Genomic DNA, 16,849 nt, shown 5'->3' with positions numbered 1-16,849 from the left:
CGGCCTCACATCCGGAAGACGCCGAAGCCATCGGCGCCCTTGATCGGGGCATTGTGGATGGCCGAGAGCGCCATGCCCAATACCGTGCGGGTGTCGCGGGGGTCGATGACGCCGTCGTCGTAGAGCCTGCCCGACATGAACATCGGCAGCGACTCGGCCTCGATCTGCGCCTCGATCATGGCGCGCATGCCCGCGTCGGCCTCCTCGTTGAACGGCATGCCCTTGGCCTCCGCGGCGGCGCGGCCGACGATCGAGATGACACCGGCCAGCTGCGCACCGCCCATGACCGCGGATTTCGCACTCGGCCAAGCGAAGACGAAGCGCGGATCGTAGGCGCGGCCGCACATGCCGTAGTGGCCCGCGCCGTAGGAGGCGCCCATCAGCAGCGAGATGTGCGGCACCTTCGAGTTGGAGACCGCGTTGATCATCATCGCGCCGTGCTTGATGATGCCCTTCTGCTCGAACTCTTTGCCGACCATGTAGCCGGTGGTGTTGTGCAGGAACAACAGTGGCGTGTCCGACTGGTTGGCCAGCTGGATGAACTGCGCCGCCTTCTGCGCCTCCTCGGAGAACAGCACACCGCGAGCGTTGGCCAGGATGCCGACCGGATAGCCGTGCAGCTCGGCCCAACCGGTGACCAGGCTGCTGCCGTAGAGGGGCTTGAACTCGTCGAAATCGGAGCCGTCCACGACGCGCGCGATCACCTCGCGCGGGTCGAACGGGATCTTCAGATCCGACGGGACGATGCCGAGCAGCTCTTCCTGGTCGAACAGCGGCTCGATTACTTCCGCGCGCGGCGCGGGTCCCTGCTTCTTCCAGTTCAGGCGCTTGACGATGGAGCGACCGATGCGGATCGCGTCTTGCTCGTCGACGGCCAGGTAGTCCGCGAGACCCGAAGTCCGAGCGTGCATTTCGGCTCCGCCCAACGATTCGTCGTCGGACTCCTCGCCGGTAGCCATCTTCACCAGCGGCGGACCGCCGAGGAACACCTTGGAGCGCTCCTTGATCATCACGGTGTAGTCGGACATGCCGGGGATGTACGCGCCGCCCGCCGTCGAGTTGCCGAACACCAGCGCGATGGTCGGGATGCCCATCGCGGAGAGCTTCGTCAGGTCGCGGAACATCCGGCCGCCGGGGACGAAAACCTCTTTCTGCGTCGGCAAGTCGGCGCCGCCGGACTCCACGAGTCCGATCACCGGCAGCCGGTTCTCCATCGCGATGTCGTTCATGCGCAGGTTCTTGCGCAACGTCCACGGATTGGAGGTGCCGCCGCGGACAGTGGGATCCGGTGCGACGATCATGCATTCGACGCCCTCGACGATGCCGATGCCCGCGATGACGCTGCCGCCCACGTGGAAGTCGCTGCCCCACGCGGCGAGCGGGCACAGCTCGAGGAACGGCGAGTCCTCGTCGATGAGCAGTTCGATGCGTTCGCGCGCGGTCAGCTTGCCGCGCTTGCGGTGCCGCGCCATCTTGTCCGGACCGCCGCCCGCGACGTTCTTGGCGAATTCGGCGCCGATCTCGGCGAGCTTGGTGTTCATCGCCTCGGCGGCGGCGGTGTACTCCGCCGAACCGCTGTCGAGAGTGCTGCGCAGAGTCGTCATGACTGGTACCCCAATCGTTTGGCGGCGAGTGCGGTCAGGATTTCGGTGGTACCACCGCCGATGCCGAGAATGCGGATGTCACGGTACTGGCGCTCGACCTCGGACTCGCTCATGTAGCCGAGGCCGCCGAAGAGCTGTACGGCCTGGTTGGCCACCCACTCGCCCGCCTCGACGGCGGTGTTCTTCGCGAAGCACACCTCGGCGATGAGGTCGGTTTCACCATTGGCGCTGCGCTGCACCACATCTCGGGTGTAGACGCGGGCGACGTCGATGCGCCGCGCCATCTCGGTCACCGTGTTCTGCACGGCCTGCCTGCTGATCAGCGGGCGGCCGAAGGTCTCGCGGTTGCGCACCCATTCGAGGGTCAGCTCGAGGCAGCGCTGGGCTTGCGAATACGCCTGCACCGCGAGGCCGACCCGCTCGCTGACGAACGCGCCCGCGATCTGATAGAAGCCGGAATTCTCCGGGCCCACCAGGTTTTCCACCGGCACCCGCACGTCCACGTAGGACAGTTCCGCGGTGTCGGAGGCGCGCCAGCCCATCTTGTCCAGCTTGCGGCTGACGGTGAAACCGGGCGTGCCCTTCTCCACCACCAGCAGCGAGATGCCGCCCGAGCCGGGGCCGCCGGTGCGCACGGCGGTGACCACGAAGTCGGCGCGGACACCGGAGGTGATGTAGGTCTTCGCGCCGTTGACGATGTAGTGGTCGCCGTCGCGGCGCGCGGTGGTGGTGAGGTGGCCGACGTCGGAGCCGCCGCCCGGCTCGGTGATGGCCAGCGAGCCGATCTTCTCGCCTGCCAGGGTCGGGCGGGCGAAGCGCTCGATCAGGTCCTCGTTGCCGGAGGCGATGATGTGCGGCACCGAGATGCCGCAGGTGAACAGCGAGGCGAACAGGCCGCCGGAGGCACCCGCCTGGTGCATCTCCTCGCAGACGATCATGGCGTCGACACCGTCACCGCCGGAACCGCCCGCGGATTCGGGGAATTGGACGCCGAGCAGACCGAGAGCGCCCGCCTTCTTGTGCAGCTCGCGCGGGATCTCGCCGTCACGCTCCCACTGGTCGAGGTACGGCAGGATCTCGCGCTCGACGAAACCGCGCACGGTGGCGCGCAATTCGCGCCGCTCCGGCGTGTTCCACGGACTGACTACGGTCATGAGAGCAGCTCCACGGGGATATCGAGGTGACGGGAGCGCAGCCATTCGCCGAGCCCCTTGGCCTGCGGGTCGAAGCGGGCCTGGTGGGCCACGCCCTTGCCGAGCAGGCCGGAGATGATGAAGTTCACGGCGCGCAGGTTCGGCAGCACGTGCCTGGTGACGGTGAGCGGCGCGGCCTCCGGCAGCAGTTCCTTGATGCGGTCAACGGTGAGCGTGTGCACCAGCCAGCGCCACTGCTCGTCGGTGCGCACCCAGACGCCGATGTTCGCGTCACCGCCCTTGTCACCACTGCGGGCCAATGCGACCGCACCGAGTGGCGCGCGGCGAGTCTCGCTGGCGGGCAGAGGCTCCGGCAGATCAGGTACCGAAACATCTTCCAGTGCTTTTGTTTCCGCCGCGGGTGCTATCTCGATGCGCGACCCATCCGCAAGCACGGCGGTGTGCGGCACCTCGGTGGCGTCCACGAAGCCAGGGGTGTACACGCCGTACGGCGAGCCGTTGCCAGGCACGGCGGTGAAGCTGCATCCCGGGTAGCTGGCCAGGGCCAGTTCCACCGCGACGCTGGAGAACGCGCGGCCGACCTTGTTCGGGTCCGGATCGCGGACCACGCAGCGCAGCAGCGCGCTGGCCTGCTCCTCGGTGTCGGCGTCCGGCCGGTCCAGCCGGGCAAGGGTCCACTCCAGCTCGGCCGGGCGCACGGGCAGCCAGGATTCCAGCTGACGCTGCGCCAGTGCGGCTTTCGCCTCGATGTCCAGGCCGGTGAGGATGAATTCCATCTCGTTGCGGAAGCCGCCGAGGGTGTTCAGCGAGACCTTGAGCTGCGGCGGCGGCGCCTCGCCCACGACGCCGGTGATCAGCACGCGGTCGGGGGCTTCCTGGGTCAGCCGGATGGTGTCGAGCCGCGTCGTGACGTCCGGGCCCGCGTAGCGCGCGCCCTGGATCTCGTACATCAACTGCGCCTCGACCGTGTCCACCGTGACCGCGCCGCCGGTGCCCTCGTGCTTGGTGATCACGCTGCTGCCGTCGCGGCGGATCTCGGCGATCGGGAAGCCGGGCCTGCCGAGATCGGCGAGCTCGGTGAAGAAGGCGTAGTTGCCGCCGGTCGCCTGGGTGCTGCACTCGATGACGTGACCCGCGACGACCGCGCCCGCGAGCGCGCCGTAATCCGTTCGGCCCCAACCGAAGTGCGCGGCGGCCGGGCCGACGATCACCGAAGCGTCGGTGACCCGGCCGGTGACGACGATATCGGCGCCCCCGTTCAGGCATTCGACGATGCCCCACGCGCCGAGATAGGCGTTCGCCGTGAGCGGGCTGCCGAGGCCGAGTTCGCTTGCGCGCGAGAGCAGATCGTCACCCTCGACGTGCGCGATCTTCGCGTCCAGCCCGAGATCGGCGGCCACCTTGCGCAGCTTCTCGGCCAGCCCGGCCGGGTTCAGACCGCCCGCGTTGGCGACGATCTGCACGTTGCGCTCCAGCGCGAGCCCGAGGCAGTCCTCGATCTGCTTGACGAAGGTCTTGGCGTAGCCGAGGCTCGGGTCCTTCATCCGGTCCCTGCCCAGGATCAACATGGTGAGCTCGGCGAGATAGTCGCCGGTGAGCACGTCGAGCTGCCCGCCTTCGAGCATCTCGCGCATGGCGCTGAGCCGATCACCATAGAACCCGGAACAGTTGCCGATGCGGATGACATCCGGATCGGCGGCCAACTTACTCATCAGCCGGAGGCCTCCCTTGCGGTGGAGTTCGCGTTCCGGAATTCAGCATCACATCCACCCGCGAAAAAATCAAGCGCGCGTGCTTGTTAATAGTTGTAGCAGGTCAACGGCCCCCGCTCGGGGGCTGCGAACCGGCGCACCCCGCCAACCCAGCACAATGGGCCCATGTCCACCGACGTCACCGTGATCCTGCTTCTCGCCCTCTCCGGCTTCCTCCTCGGCGGCGCGTACTCCACCTGGAAGACCTCCCGCCCGCTCGCCATCTCCCTCGCGGCCTGCGCCGTCCTCGCCGCGGGCGGTGCCATCGCCTGGGGCTTCATCTGAGTGTCCACCGCTGCCACAAACCGTGCACACGCTTCACATAGGCACCGCCTATGCGAAGCGTGTGAAAGGTGTGCGGGAAGGTCCTAACCGTTTCGGGAGAGGCGATAGATGCGGAGGTCCTCGGGGACGCCGCTGAGGGGGGCCGCGAAGAAGCTGCGTCGGTAGGGCTTGACGGTCAAGCCGAGTTCGGCGAGTGTTTCGGGCTCCAGGGACTGGAGGGTGGCCTCGGAGATCATGGTGTTGCCGTTGCCGCCCGCCTCCATGACGCGCGCGGCGATGGTGACGTCGACGCCGAGCCAGTCGCCGCCGATCTCGCGGGGTGAGCCGGTGTGCAGGCCCATGCGCATCCGTGGGCGATAGCCGCGCAAATCGATGTCGGCGAGGTTGCGCTTGGCTTGGATCGCGGCGCGCACGGCACGGTCGGCGGAGGGGAACACGGCCATGAGGCCGTCGCCCATGCGCTTCACCACCCGGCCGCCGCGTTCGGCGATCGGCGGTTCGATGGCCTTGGCGACCTCGCGGAGCAGTTCGAGGGTCGCCTCGTCGCCCGCCGTGAGTGACCAGCTGGAGAAGGCCACCAGGTCGGTGAACATGACAGTTATTTCTTCGCTACCTTTGCCGCGGCCGACCCGCTCCAGCATGGCCTGCCAGACCTGAAGCGCGCCGAAGCCGATCTCGCGCGCCGCGCTCGGGGTGTCGCCGACCAGCTTGTCGGCGGCCCGCGCGACCGCGCGGGCGCCGCCTGGCCCGCTGACCGACAGCGGATCGCCGAAGGACGGATCGCCGGGAAGTTGTTCGCGCGCTTTGCGCAGCACCCCGATCAGGTCCGGCCGCTGGTTCGCCGCGTTCATCAGCGCGGAGATCTGCGCCTTGCGAAGACCCGGCCCCGAACGCCGGGCGCCACCCGCCTCCTCGGCGGGCACCAGCGGAATCACGACCTCGGGTTCGACACCGCCGTTGTCCTCCGGCCGCGACCCTCGCTCGGCACCGCCGGAAGGTGTATCACTCACGCCCCGAGCGTATCTCAGCCATGCGGCGCTCTGCTGCCTACTCGAGATCGCCACCCGACACCTCCCGCCGCCTCCCGATCGGACGGAGCGACCATCCCGACCAGTTTGCCGACCGATAGCGAAATGGTTGCCGAATCCAAGTTAATGCTACTGCCGGTATCAGCATTTCGGCAGTGACGGCGGGCACACGAAAAGCCGACCGGACCGCTCCATCGCACGACCGAGCCCGGTACACAAGCACCACCGGCCCGGCGCCGAAGGGGGATTGCTTCGGGCGCCGGGCCGGTGGCCCGCACAGTCCGCCGGGCAGTGGCGGGCAGTGCTACCGGGTCCGCGGACCTCCCGACAAGGTCGCGTCCCCCGAGCCCGAGCGGCGAGGGAGGGCAGCTCGGGCAGTCTTCGGTTGTCTCAGGCGTCGCGCTTGTTCACCACGACCAGGGCAGCGCCGAACACGATGGCGACGAAGGCCGCGAAGTAGAACAGCGCGGGCCAGGCGCCCCAGTGCCACGGCAACCCGGTGTCCTCGAGACCGAGGAAGCGGTTCGCGTTCTGGAAGGGCAGGAACACCTGGATGTTGCGGCCGTACTTGCCGAACGCGCCGATGATCGGCTCGATCAGCACCGGCCAGACGATCAGCAGCGACAGCGCGCCCGCCGACTGGCGGACAAGGGCGCCGACACCCACCGAGAGGAACACGACAAGCGCGGCGAAGATCGGGACCGCGTAGAAGACCTTCAGGTCGCCGTCGGTCAGGCTGAGCTTGCTGCCGACATCGCTGTCGGTCAGCGCCTTCAGGATGAGGAAGCTGAGGAAGGTCAGGATCGCCGAGAGCACCGCGGCGCCGACGGCGATCATGCTCGCCTTGGTGACCAGCACCGTGGAACGGTGCGGCGCGGCGAGGAAGGTGGCCTTGATGGTGCCGAAGCGGTATTCGCTTGTCACCGCCAACGCGGCCAGGATCATGATCAGGATGTAGCCGAAGCCGGGGATGAACGAGACGCCGGTGATGCCGAGGCCCGCCATCACGTTCTCCGCGTACGGCGGTTCCGGCGCGATCGTCGGATCGTCTTGGTAGGCGTTCATCGACACGTTCAGCAGCAGGCTGAACAGCGCGGTGATGCCGAGGGCGAAGACCACCGTCAGGGCCGCGCACCACCAGGGCGACCTGGTCGAGGTGAGTTTGATTCGTTCCGCTGCCAACACGCCCATCAGAGCGCACCTCCCATCACCTGATCGAAACCTTCGCCGTGGTACTGCACCGAACCGCCCGTCATCCGCATGAACGCCTCCTCCAGCGAGGCCCGCTGCGGCGAGAGCTCGAACAGCGTGATGTCGTTCGCGCCCGCCAGCTTGCCGACCGCGTCGCTCGGAACGCCCGCCACCAACAGTGCGGGTCCGTCCGAACCCGCGCCGTCCTCACGGACGGTCATGCCGTTGGAGGTGAGCAGGCTGCGCAGCTGGTCCAGCTGCGGGCTGCGCACCCGCACCGACTGCTCGGAGGCGCGCTCGATGAATTCCCGCGTGGTGGTGTCGGCGATCAACTGACCGCGCCCGATCACCACCAGGTGCTCGGCCGTCTGCGCCATCTCGGAGAGAAGGTGACTGGAAACGAGCACCGTGCGCCCCTCGGCCGCCAGCCGCTGCATGAACCGGCGGATCCACAGGATGCCTTCGGGGTCGAGGCCGTTCACCGGCTCGTCGAACAGCAGTACCTCGGGATCGCCGAGCAGCGCGCCCGCCAGGCCGAGCCGCTGCGACATGCCGAGCGAGAAACCGCCCGCGTTCTTGCCCGCGACCTCGGAGAGTCCGACCAGCCGCAGCACCTCGTCCACCCGTGACTTGGCGATGCCGTTGGACGCCGCGAGCCATTGCAGGTGCGAGCGCGCCGAACGGTTCGGATGCACCCACTTGGCGTCCAGCAGCGCGCCGACGGTCCGCAGCGGATGGTCCAGGTCGTGGTACGGCTTGCCCTTGATGAGCGCGGTACCCGCGGTCGGCTTGTCGAGGCCCAGGATCATCCGCATCGTCGTGGACTTGCCCGCACCGTTCGGTCCCAGGAAGCCCGTCACCTGTCCGGGTCGCACGGTGAAGGACAGATCCTGAACCGCGGCGGTCTGGCCGTAATGTTTGGTCAGGCCCCTCAGTTCGATCATGCCGTCCAGCATTCCGCAAAACCGCGCCTCGCGCGTCACTACAAAGGGGTCAATCGCGTCATCCTTGCGGATGAGTCGGCCCCTGAGTCGCGGTTGTCAGAGCTCCGGGGAGGACGCCTGCGCCCAGAAGCGCTTGGGGATACGGCCCGCCTGCCTGGCCAGGTACCCCGCGCGGACGGCGTCGGCCATCGCGGCGGCCATCAGCTCGGGGTGCCGCGCGCGGGTGACGGCGGTGGCGAGCAGCACCGCGGAGCAGCCGAGCTCCATGGCGAGTGCGGCGTCGCTCGCGGTGCCGATGCCCGCGTCCAGGATCACCGGGACGCCAGCGGCGGCCACGATCATCTCGATGTTGTGCGGGTTGCCGATGCCGAGACCGGTGCCGATCGGGGCGCCGAGCGGCATGACGGCGGCGCAGCCGGCGTCCTCCAGGCGCCGGGCCAACACCGGGTCGTCGGAGGTGTAAGGCAGCACGACGAAGCCGGCGTCCACCAATTGCTCGGCGGCGCTGAGCAATTCGATCGGATCGGGCAGCAGCGTCCGCTCGTCGGCGACGACCTCGAGCTTCACCCAGTTGGTGTCGAGCGCCTCGGCGGCCAGCTGCGCGGTGAGCACGGCCTCGGCGGCGGTGCGGCAGCCCGCCGTATTGGGCAGCGGCGCGATGTCGAGGCGCTTGAGCAGGTCGAGCACACCGGTCCCGCCCGCGGCGTCCACCCGGCGCATGGCGACGGTGGTCAGTTCGGTGCCGGAGGCGACCAGCGCCTCCTCCAGCACGGCGAGGCTTTCGGCGCCGCCGGTGCCCATGATGAGCCGGGAACCGAACTCGCGGTCGGCGATGCGGAGCGGAGCGTTACCCACCTTGAACCGCCGTCAGGACCTCGATGCTCCAGCCGCGGCCGACCGGCTCGTCCCAGCGCGACTTCGGGAACACCGCGCCGTCCACCGCGAGCGCGACGCCCTGGCACGGCAGGTCGAGGCGGGCCAAAAGCTCACGGACGGTGAGCGGTTCGGCGAATTCGTGATCCTGCCCGTTCACTGTGACGCCGATGGGAACGGATGTCGCGGTCATCGAACTCCTCCTGCGGTGGATAGGGACGGCGCTTCCGGTGTCGTCGAAAAGCGTTGCGGGTCGGCGGCTTCCGCTTCCGGCAGCACGGCTCCGGACAACAGGCTCAGTACCGCGTCGACGGTCAGCGGCACGGTGAGCATGCCGTTGCGGCCGTGCCCGGTGGCGGCGATCACCCGGTCGGTGAGCCTGCCGATCAGCGGCAGATTGTCGGGGCTGCCCGGCCTGGAACCCGCGGCGGCCTCGGCGAGTTCGTATTCGCCGATGCCGGGCAGCACGGCCTCGGCGTCGGCGATCAGGTCGCGGACGCCGGCCACGGTCACCGCTGTGTCGAATCCCGCCTCGTATTGCGTTGCGCCGACGACGATTCCGTCCCGGCGCGGGACCAGATACACCGGCCTGCCGTGCACCCTGGCCCGGATCACCCGCCGCGGCGCGGGCGCGGCGCCCGGCCGATGGCGCAGGCGCAGGATCTCCCCCTTGACGGGCCGCACCGGAAGTCCGGGCCACAGCCGCGGCGAGGCGGCGCCCGCGGCGAGCACGATCTGATCGAAGGCGAGCGCGTCGAGGTCGGTGACCTCCTCGGCGCGCAGTTCGACGCCCGCGACGGCCACCGCGTGCCGCAGGCCGTCGAGCAGCCGCCGGTTGTCGATGGCGGGTTCGGCCGCCGCCAGCAAACCCGCGCGCACGGTGCGAGCGAGTGCCGGTTCCAGTTCGCGGACACCCGCGCGGTCGAGCACGCGCAGTTCGTGACCGTGTCCGCCGACCCAATCGGCGACGGTGCGCAGATCGGCGGCGTCGGCGCCGTCCAGCGCGACGGTCAAGGTCTCGTCGGCGACGAAGACTTCTGCTCCGGAGGCGGACTCCAGCCGGGCCGCGAACTCCGGCCAGCGGGCCAGCGCGGCGGCGCCGAATTCCAGAACGCGATCCTCACCCGGCCAGCCCTCGGACAGCGGAGCGAGCATCCCCCCGGCTACCCACGAGGCACCCGATCCCGCCGCGGGATCGAACAGCGTGACCTGCCATCCCGCCTCGGCGGCCCGCCACGCCACCGCCAGCCCGATGGCGCCGCCACCGACGACGGCGAGAGTCCGCATTCTTTCCACCTACAATTCTCATCCGCGCGGGACGCGCGCGCCGTGTCGGCGCACCGCGGCAACCGTGCTCGGTCCGCGTCCTGTTCGCATCCCCACGGTAGCGCGGCTACCGTCGAAGGCGTGCAACCCTCCCTTCCGAACCGAACGCTGCCGCCACGGGAGCGCCTGGCCACCGCGCGGCTCTATCTGTGCACCGACGCCCGGCGCGAGAAGGGCGATCTGGCCAAGTTCGCCGAAGCCGCGCTCGCGGGCGGGGTCGACATCATCCAGCTCAGAGACAAGGGATCGCCGGGCGAGGCCAAGTTCGGGCCGATGGAGGCCAAGGCGGAACTCGGCGCGCTCGCGGAGCTGAAGGCCGCCACCCGCAGACACGGCGCGCTGCTCGCGGTGAACGACCGCGCCGACATCGCGCTCGCCGCGAACGCCGATGTGCTGCATCTCGGTCAGGGCGACCTGCCGCCCTGGTACGCGCGCCGCATCCTCGGACCGGACGTGGTGATCGGCCGCTCGACGCACAACCGGGCGCAGGCCGGTCTCGCCGCCATCGACGAGCACATCGACTACTTCTGCACCGGTCCGGTGTGGTCGACGCCGACCAAGCCTGGCCGCCAGGCCGCAGGCATCGAGCTGATCCGCTCCACCGCGGACGCCCACCCGACGCGGCCCTGGTTCGCCATCGGTGGCATCGATCAGCAGCGGCTGCCGGAGTTGCTCGCGGCGGGCGCCGACCGGATCGTGGTGGTGCGGGCGATCACCGAGGCCCGCGATCCCGAGGCCGCGGCCCGCGAACTGAAGTCCGCGCTGCTCGCCAACAGCCGGACGTAGTCAGCCCAGGATCTGTCCCCTGGTCAGCGAGAGGACCGCGACCGGGGACGGTAGTTCCACCACAGCGGGTTCCGCCGTCTCGACGATTCGCGCGACGCCGCCCGGTCCTTCGGGATCCGAGTGCAACCAGACGAATCCCTGGTCGGCGAGGTCGACGGTGCGCGGAAGGGCCGCGGCGAGGGCACGCGAGTCGTTCAGCTCGGTGAGATCGGCGCGGGCCGGGACCGCGCGCAATGCGGGCCAGGCGACGGCGAAACCGGGGTGCAGCGGCCGAGCCTCGACCTCGTCCTCGGGCACCCAGGCCAGTTCGGTGCTCTCCCGGTTGGCGTTGGTCGGCAAGGCCATCACCGCGTCGGCGATCACCGTGGTGTAGGTCCAGCCGCTGAGCGCGGACGCCGTGATTCGTTCGCCGCGCACCCGGACGTCGGCGGGGTGGATCCCCGCCTCCTCCCATGCTTCGCGCACCGCCGCGTGCACCGGGGTCTCGTGGCTGTCGCGGGCGCCGCCGGGCAGCGCCCAGGTGCCGCCCTGGTGACTCCACAGGGCGCGATGCTGGAGCAGCACCGCCGAACCACCCGCCGCCAGCGGCGCGCGCAGCAACAATCCGGCAGCGCCGAACCGACCCCAATGCTTCAGGCCGTCCGGCCCTCGCGACCACCCGTCGCCGTCACCGCGCATCACTGACCATCCTCATCCAACCGTTGTCGTGTTCGCACCGCAGAGCATCCAGCAGGGGGTGTTTCACACGCCACGGCACCGGTAGGACCACAATAAACTGCGACGCAGGCGCACAGGTGGGGCGCGGACCCGGAGGTGGACGATGGCTCGGACCGAGCAGCTGGCGGCCGGGCGGCCGCCGTCGGCCGTCGCCGAGCCCGCGCGCGCACCGTTCGGCGCCGCGTCCGCCGCCGCGGTCCGCGAGCACCTCGATCCCGCCAACCTGCGGTCCTTCGCGAATTCTTCCCCCGGCCGTCTGATTGCCATCGGATTGCTCCTCATCGGCCTGTGCCTGACCGCAGGCACGGTGACCGCGTCGACGGTGAGCGATCGCCAAGAGTCGCTGCGCATTCTGCTCGACGACACCGAGCCCGACGCGCACTCCGCGCACCGCCTCTACACGTCGCTGTCCATCGCCGACGCGGCCGCGAGCACCGCTTTCATCGCCGGTGGGGTGGAGCCGGAAGCGGTGCGCGACAGATACTCCCAGGCGGTCGGCGAGGCGGCGGCCGAGCTGGTGGCCCAGTCCGGGTACGCCGTCGGCCACCCCGACCCGGGCGCGGATACGCGGCTGCGGACCGGCATCGCGACCGCGCTGCCGGTGTACACCGGGCTGATCGAGTCCGCGCGCGCCAACAACCGCAGCGGGTATCCCGTCGGAGCGGCCTATTTGAGCGAAGCGTCGAATCAGATGCAGACCACAGTGCTTCCGATGGCCGAGGAGCTCCAAGACCATCGCGCGGAGGCCGTGAACGCCGCGCAGCGCGCGCACGTCCGCCCGCCGTGGACGGCCATCGGCCTGTTGATTCTCGCGCTGGCCGTGCTGGTCTGGGCGCAGCTCCAGCTGGCGCGGCGGTGGCGGCGCACCTTCAACGCCGGTCTGCTGCTCGCCTCCGCCGCGATGCTGATTCTGTTGGCGTGGACGGTGATCGCCGGATCGGTATCGGCGACTTCGATGATCAGCGGACGCGACGACGGCGCCGTGCCCGCCTCCCGGCTGATCGAAGGCCGCATCCTCGCCCAGCAGGCCCGCGCCGCGGAGACGCTGAAACTGGTGCGCCGCGACGCGACCGGCGACTACGACCGCACCTTCGACGCGGGCATCACCCGCCTCGACGAGTTGCTCGTCGGCTATCCCCATGGCGCGCCCGCGACCGAGAGTGTCGCGAATGCCCGTGCCGCGCTCGACCGTTGGCGTGCGTCGCACCAGCGGATGAACGAGGCGCTCGCGCGCGGCGACTTCATCGGCGCGGCCGCGGTGGCCACCGGACCCGGCGCGGCACAGTCGACGGCGCACGTCGACGCACTGGACCACTCGCTCGGCACCGGCATCACCGAGACCCGAAACACCTTGCGCGACGACATCTCCCAGGCCGTTCGGGTGCTCGACTACCTCGCGACCGGCGCCATGGCGCTCGGCATCGTCGCCGCCGCCTACGTCGGTCTCGGTCTCTGGCCTCGATTGCGAGAATATCGATGAACACGGCACCGATGAGCACAGCGCGCGGCCTGTTGGCCGCCGCGCTCGCCGCCACCGCCTTCCTCGGTGGTTGTGTGGCTGGACCCGACCCCGCCGACCACGCCACGATCGGCACCTACACCGAACCGCCGCTGCCCGCGAACGCCAGTCCGGTGCACACCGATGCGCCGCTGCCGAGCGGCACCGAACCGGAGTGCGGCGACCCGACCGCAAGCCTGCGCCCCACCGGTTCCGGCCGCGCCGCCCGCGGGCCGAACATCGATGCCATCCGGGCCCGCGGCAGGTTGCTCGTCGGCCTGGACACCGGAAGCAACCTGTTCAGCTTCCGCGATCCGGTCAGCGGGGCCATCGTCGGTTTCGACGCCGACATCGCCCGCGAGATCGCGCGCGACCTGCTCGGCAGCCCTGATCTGATCGAATTCCGCAGCCTCGCCTCGGCCGACCGGGAGAAGGCGCTCCAGGAGCGCACGGTGGACGTGGTCGCCAAGACCATGACCATCACCTGCGAACGCCGCACGAAGGTGGCGTTCTCGACCGTCTACCTGCGCGCCGACCATCGGGTGCTTGCCATGAAGAACTCCGGCATCACCGGCATCGCCGATCTCGCGGGCAAGCGGGTGTGCGTGGTGAGCGGCACGACCTCGCTTGACCGCGTCCGCCGCGAACAGCCCGCCGCGACCATCCTGACCGTGCCGACCTGGGCCGATTGCCTCGTCGTCCTGCAACAGCGGCAGGTCGACGCGGTGAGCACCGACGACGCGATCCTGGCCGGTCTCGCCGCGCAGGATCCGTATACCGAGTTGGTCGGCGACAGCATCGGCGCCGAGCCGTACGGCATCGGAATCCCCAAGGACGCCGACGATTTGGTGCGGTTCGTGAACGGCACGCTGGAGCGGCTGCGCACCGACGGCACCTGGACCAGGCTGTACCAGCAGTGGCTGGCCTCCCTCGGTCCGACGCCGGATCCGCCCGCTCCCACGTACGAGGACTGAGGGCGATGACGACGCGATACCACCCCTTCCCCCGACCGGAGGACGATCGGCCCGCCGGCGGTTCGGTGCCGTACGGGGCGGAGGCACACGAAGCACCGCCGACCGTTCGCTGGTCCGATCCGGTTGCCCCGCACGGGGAGTGGGAAAGCGCGTCCAGCCACAGTGGAGAGACTGCCAGAGCGAGCTCGCCTGGCGGAGAGCCGAACCGATCGGACGAGCCGCCGGGCACCGTGGCCGCCACCCCGGAACCACCCGACACCACGGCCGCCGCTCCAGAGCCACCCGACACCATGGCGGTCCCACCAGAACCGCCGGGCACGATGGCGGTTGCTCCGGAGCCGCCCGGCACCGTGGCGGCCGCTCCTGAACCGGCGGGCACGATGGCCGCCCCGGTCTCGGACGAGACCCGTCGCTCGGAGCCGGATTCCGGTGGGGCATCGCGTACTTCGGGTCGAAGTGTGCGCACGGCACGGTCTCGGCCTTCGGTGCGCAGGCTCGGCGGCGGTCTTGTGCCCATTCCGACGGTGCCGCCGGCGGATCCGATGGCGGCCGTGCTCACCGATCCGGTGGTGTCCGAGGGCAGGCGCTTCTGTTGGCGCTGCGGCAATCCCGTCGGCCGGTCCACCGCGGTGCGTCCGGCGACTACGGTCGGCACTTGCGAGACATGCGAGGCGCCTTACGATTTCCGTCCGTCGCTGCATTCGGGCGACATGGTGTCCGGCCAGTACGAGATCCAGGGTTGCCTGGCGCACGGCGGGCTCGGCTGGATCTACCTCGCCATCGACCGCAACGTCAGCGACCGGTGGGTGGTGCTCAAAGGCTTGCTGCACGCGGGCGACGCCGACGCGCAGGCCGTCGCGGTGGCCGAGCGCCAATTCCTCGCCGAGGTCGCCCATCCCAGCATCGTCAAGATCCACAACTTCGTCGAGCATCCCGGCCCGGACGGCTCGCCCATCGGCTACATCGTGATGGAGTACGTCGGCGGGCAGTCGCTGCGCGCGGTGCTGGACACCTACGAACGGCCGGCGCGGATGCCGGTGGCCGAGGCGATCGCCTATGTGCTGGAGATCCTGCCCGCACTGGACTACCTGCACTCGATCGGCCTGACCTACAACGACCTCAAGCCGGACAACATCATGCTCACCGAGGACCAGGTCAAACTGATCGACCTCGGTGCCGTCTCCACGATCGAGGCGTACGGAAACCTCTACGGCACCAGGGGCTTTCAGGCTCCCGAGATCGCCAAGACCGGCCCGACGGTGGCCACCGACATCTACACGGTCGGCCGCACGCTGGCCGTGCTCACCTTGAACATGCCCATGGAGCACGGCCGCTACCGGGACGGAATCCCCGATCCCGCCGAGCATCCCGTGTTGCGACGCTACGAGTTCTTCCACCGGTTGCTGCTCAGCGCCACCGATCCGGACCCGGCGCGCCGGTTCGGCTCGGCCCGCGCGATGGCCGCGCAGCTGGCGGGCGTGCTTCGCGAGATCCTCGCGCTGGACACCGGCGCGGAGCATCCACAGTTGTCCACAGTGTTCAGTCCACAGCGCAGCAGCTTCGGCACCGACGAGCTGATCAGACAGACCGACGCGTACGCCGACGGCATCGGCCGCAGCCCACAGTTGCAAGCGTCCGAAATCGCCGCCGCGCTGCCGATTCCGCTGATGGACCCCGCCGACCCCTCCGCACCCCTGCTCGCCGCCGCGGTGCATCCGGAGCCACGCCAGGCGCTCGACGCCCTCCAAGAGGCGCGGGATCGGGCCGCCACCGACCCCGAGAACGCCCCCGAGACTTTGGATCTGGAGCTCTCGCTCGCCGAGGTGCGGCTGCGGCTGGACATGGGCGAGTCGGCGACGGTGCTCTACCAGTTGTCCCGCATCCGAACCTACGACTGGCGCATCGACTGGTACACCGGTCTCGCGGAGCTGCGTGAGCAGAACTACGAGCGCGCCTTCGCGGCGTTCGAGGCCGTGCTGCACGTGCTGCCGGGCGAGATCGCGCCCAAACTCGCCCTCGCCGCCAACGCCGAACTCGTTCTGCAGCAGTGGGATTCACCGGACCCCGAGCAGTGGCGGGCCTACGCGGAGAAGTTCTACGGCACCGTCTGGCGCACCGACCGCGCGGTGGTCAGCGCGGCTTTCGGGCTGGCCAGGCAGCTGGCCGCCGCGGGCCGGGTCGAGGCCGCGGTCGACGCGCTGGACGAGGTCGCCACCTCCGCGCGCTGCTACACCGTCGCGCGGATGACCGCGGTCCTGTTGCTGCTCACCGCCGCTCCGGTCGCCGAGCTCGACGAATCGACCCTGCACGTGGCGGCCTCGCGAGTGCAGGCACTGCCCGCCGGTGAGAGCCGCGCACTTCAGCTACGAGTGCTCGTCCTCGGCGCCGCCTTGGCCTGGCTGCAAGCGGGCAACACCCCGAAACGCCAGAACGCCAAGCTCTTGGGCGCCGCCTTCACCGAACGCGACCTCCGCGACGGCACCGAATCGGGCCTACGCGCCCTCGCCCGCCACGCCCCCGGCCGCCAACACCGCTACGCCCTCGTCGACCTGGCCAACTCCATCCGCGCCAAAACCTGGTTCTGACCAACCCAGCCGCCCGGCGGAACAGGTCACAGCCCTGGGCGCGTCGAGCAGGACGAAATCCTAGCGATCACAGGGATTGTCGGGCCCACCCCAACGACGAGTCGTCCGTGGTCACCTGACTCGATAAGCACTG

At 69.7% G+C, this 16,849-nt stretch carries 15 protein-coding genes; 5 read left to right on the top strand and 10 right to left on the bottom strand.

Annotation, left to right across the window (positions count from 1 at the left end; genetic code table 11):
* Window positions 1-5: 5 nt before the first annotated feature.
* Genes NAM01S_RS29940 through NAM01S_RS29930 form a run of 3 tightly spaced genes read right to left on the bottom strand, consistent with a single transcriptional unit; the run spans window position 6 to window position 4,470 of the window.
* Window positions 6-1,604 (bottom strand): acyl-CoA carboxylase subunit beta, encoded by a 1,599-nt coding sequence (locus tag NAM01S_RS29940; protein ID WP_067791650.1) that lies wholly within the window; start codon window positions 1,602-1,604, stop codon window positions 6-8.
* Window positions 1,601-2,758, bottom strand: coding sequence for an acyl-CoA dehydrogenase family protein (locus tag NAM01S_RS29935; protein WP_067791648.1), 1,158 nt, complete (start codon window positions 2,756-2,758; stop codon window positions 1,601-1,603). Before NAM01S_RS29935 ends, NAM01S_RS29940 begins: the two co-directional genes overlap by 4 nt.
* A complete protein-coding gene (locus NAM01S_RS29930; protein WP_067791646.1) occupies window positions 2,755-4,470 on the bottom strand; it encodes an acyclic terpene utilization AtuA family protein in 1,716 nt (571 codons plus the stop codon). The genes NAM01S_RS29935 and NAM01S_RS29930 overlap by 4 nt, the downstream gene beginning before the upstream one ends.
* Window positions 4,471-4,635: 165 nt before the next feature.
* On the opposite strand from NAM01S_RS29930, the gene NAM01S_RS35850 reads away from it, so the two are divergent.
* Window positions 4,636-4,794 (top strand): CG2302 family histidine operon protein, encoded by a 159-nt coding sequence (locus NAM01S_RS35850; protein WP_169810922.1) that lies wholly within the window; start codon window positions 4,636-4,638, stop codon window positions 4,792-4,794.
* 83 nt (window positions 4,795-4,877) lie between these two features.
* Here NAM01S_RS35850 and NAM01S_RS29925 read toward each other — a convergent pair whose 3' ends face one another.
* The 6 genes from NAM01S_RS29925 to thiO form a co-directional block, all read right to left on the bottom strand.
* Window positions 4,878-5,645, bottom strand: a complete 768-nt coding sequence (locus NAM01S_RS29925) for an adenylate/guanylate cyclase domain-containing protein (protein ID WP_067791706.1) — start codon at window positions 5,643-5,645, stop codon at window positions 4,878-4,880.
* A gap of 567 nt (window positions 5,646-6,212) precedes the next feature.
* On the bottom strand, window positions 6,213-7,013 hold the full coding sequence (locus tag NAM01S_RS29920) for an ABC transporter permease (protein WP_067791644.1): 801 nt from the start codon (window positions 7,011-7,013) through the stop codon (window positions 6,213-6,215).
* Window positions 7,013-7,957, bottom strand: a complete 945-nt coding sequence (locus NAM01S_RS29915; RefSeq protein ID WP_067791704.1) for an ABC transporter ATP-binding protein — start codon at window positions 7,955-7,957, stop codon at window positions 7,013-7,015. The genes NAM01S_RS29920 and NAM01S_RS29915 overlap by 1 nt, the downstream gene beginning before the upstream one ends.
* A 96-nt stretch (window positions 7,958-8,053) precedes the next feature.
* A complete protein-coding gene (locus NAM01S_RS29910; protein ID WP_067791642.1) occupies window positions 8,054-8,812 on the bottom strand; it encodes a thiazole synthase in 759 nt (252 codons plus the stop codon).
* Complete coding sequence (gene thiS / locus NAM01S_RS29905; protein WP_067791640.1) at window positions 8,805-9,023, bottom strand: sulfur carrier protein ThiS; 219 nt, start codon at window positions 9,021-9,023, stop codon at window positions 8,805-8,807. Before thiS ends, NAM01S_RS29910 begins: the two co-directional genes overlap by 8 nt.
* A complete protein-coding gene (thiO, locus tag NAM01S_RS29900; protein ID WP_067791637.1) occupies window positions 9,020-10,117 on the bottom strand; it encodes a glycine oxidase ThiO in 1,098 nt (365 codons plus the stop codon). The genes thiS and thiO overlap by 4 nt, the downstream gene beginning before the upstream one ends.
* Window positions 10,118-10,237: 120 nt before the next feature.
* Here thiO and thiE point away from each other — a divergent pair, with 120 nt between their 5' ends.
* Entirely contained in the window at window positions 10,238-10,942 is a 705-nt protein-coding gene (gene thiE, locus NAM01S_RS29895; protein ID WP_067791635.1) for a thiamine phosphate synthase, read from the top strand.
* On the opposite strand, the gene NAM01S_RS29890 is transcribed toward thiE, so the two are convergent.
* Complete coding sequence (locus NAM01S_RS29890) at window positions 10,943-11,620, bottom strand: NUDIX hydrolase (RefSeq protein ID WP_067791633.1); 678 nt, start codon at window positions 11,618-11,620, stop codon at window positions 10,943-10,945.
* A 142-nt stretch (window positions 11,621-11,762) separates the two neighbouring features.
* Here NAM01S_RS29890 and NAM01S_RS29885 point away from each other — a divergent pair, with 142 nt between their 5' ends.
* The 3 genes from NAM01S_RS29885 (at window position 11,763) to NAM01S_RS29875 (ending at window position 16,716) form a co-directional block, all read left to right on the top strand.
* Window positions 11,763-13,139 carry a GlnX family signal transduction membrane protein gene (locus NAM01S_RS29885; RefSeq protein WP_067791631.1) on the top strand — a complete coding sequence of 459 codons (1,377 nt, stop codon included), beginning with the start codon at window positions 11,763-11,765 and terminating at the stop codon, window positions 13,137-13,139.
* A gap of 11 nt (window positions 13,140-13,150) precedes the next feature.
* Entirely contained in the window at window positions 13,151-14,131 is a 981-nt protein-coding gene (locus NAM01S_RS29880) for a glutamate ABC transporter substrate-binding protein (RefSeq protein WP_067791629.1), read from the top strand.
* Between the two features lie 290 nt (window positions 14,132-14,421).
* Entirely contained in the window at window positions 14,422-16,716 is a 2,295-nt protein-coding gene (locus tag NAM01S_RS29875; RefSeq protein WP_157107974.1) for a serine/threonine-protein kinase PknG, read from the top strand.
* The last annotated feature ends 133 nt before the right edge of the window (window positions 16,717-16,849 follow it).

The organism is Nocardia amikacinitolerans NBRC 108937 (assembly GCF_001612615.1).
Lineage (GTDB): Bacteria > Actinomycetota > Actinomycetes > Mycobacteriales > Mycobacteriaceae > Nocardia > Nocardia amikacinitolerans.
This window is presented reverse-complemented; position numbering and strand designations above follow the sequence as displayed.

What these genes read in the sequence shown, in the direction of transcription:
- NAM01S_RS29925 (WP_067791706.1), bottom strand. Translation starts at nt 5,645, where the DNA reads ATGAACGCGGCGAACCAGCGGCCGGACCTGATCGGGGTGCTGCGCAAA.
- NAM01S_RS29885 (WP_067791631.1), top strand. Translation starts at nt 11,763, where the DNA reads ATGGCTCGGACCGAGCAGCTGGCGGCCGGGCGGCCGCCGTCGGCCGTC.
- thiO (WP_067791637.1), bottom strand. Translation starts at nt 10,117, where the DNA reads ATGCGGACTCTCGCCGTCGTCGGTGGCGGCGCCATCGGGCTGGCGGTG.
- NAM01S_RS29935 (WP_067791648.1), bottom strand. Translation starts at nt 2,758, where the DNA reads ATGACCGTAGTCAGTCCGTGGAACACGCCGGAGCGGCGCGAATTGCGC.
- NAM01S_RS29940 (WP_067791650.1), bottom strand. Translation starts at nt 1,604, where the DNA reads ATGACGACTCTGCGCAGCACTCTCGACAGCGGTTCGGCGGAGTACACC.
- thiS (WP_067791640.1), bottom strand. Translation starts at nt 9,023, where the DNA reads ATGACCGCGACATCCGTTCCCATCGGCGTCACAGTGAACGGGCAGGAT.
- NAM01S_RS29890 (WP_067791633.1), bottom strand. Translation starts at nt 11,620, where the DNA reads ATGCGCGGTGACGGCGACGGGTGGTCGCGAGGGCCGGACGGCCTGAAG.
- NAM01S_RS29920 (WP_067791644.1), bottom strand. Translation starts at nt 7,013, where the DNA reads ATGGGCGTGTTGGCAGCGGAACGAATCAAACTCACCTCGACCAGGTCG.
- NAM01S_RS35850 (WP_169810922.1), top strand. Translation starts at nt 4,636, where the DNA reads ATGTCCACCGACGTCACCGTGATCCTGCTTCTCGCCCTCTCCGGCTTC.
- NAM01S_RS29930 (WP_067791646.1), bottom strand. Translation starts at nt 4,470, where the DNA reads ATGAGTAAGTTGGCCGCCGATCCGGATGTCATCCGCATCGGCAACTGT.
- NAM01S_RS29915 (WP_067791704.1), bottom strand. Translation starts at nt 7,957, where the DNA reads ATGATCGAACTGAGGGGCCTGACCAAACATTACGGCCAGACCGCCGCG.
- NAM01S_RS29880 (WP_067791629.1), top strand. Translation starts at nt 13,151, where the DNA reads ATGAGCACAGCGCGCGGCCTGTTGGCCGCCGCGCTCGCCGCCACCGCC.
- NAM01S_RS29875 (WP_157107974.1), top strand. Translation starts at nt 14,422, where the DNA reads ATGGCGGTCCCACCAGAACCGCCGGGCACGATGGCGGTTGCTCCGGAG.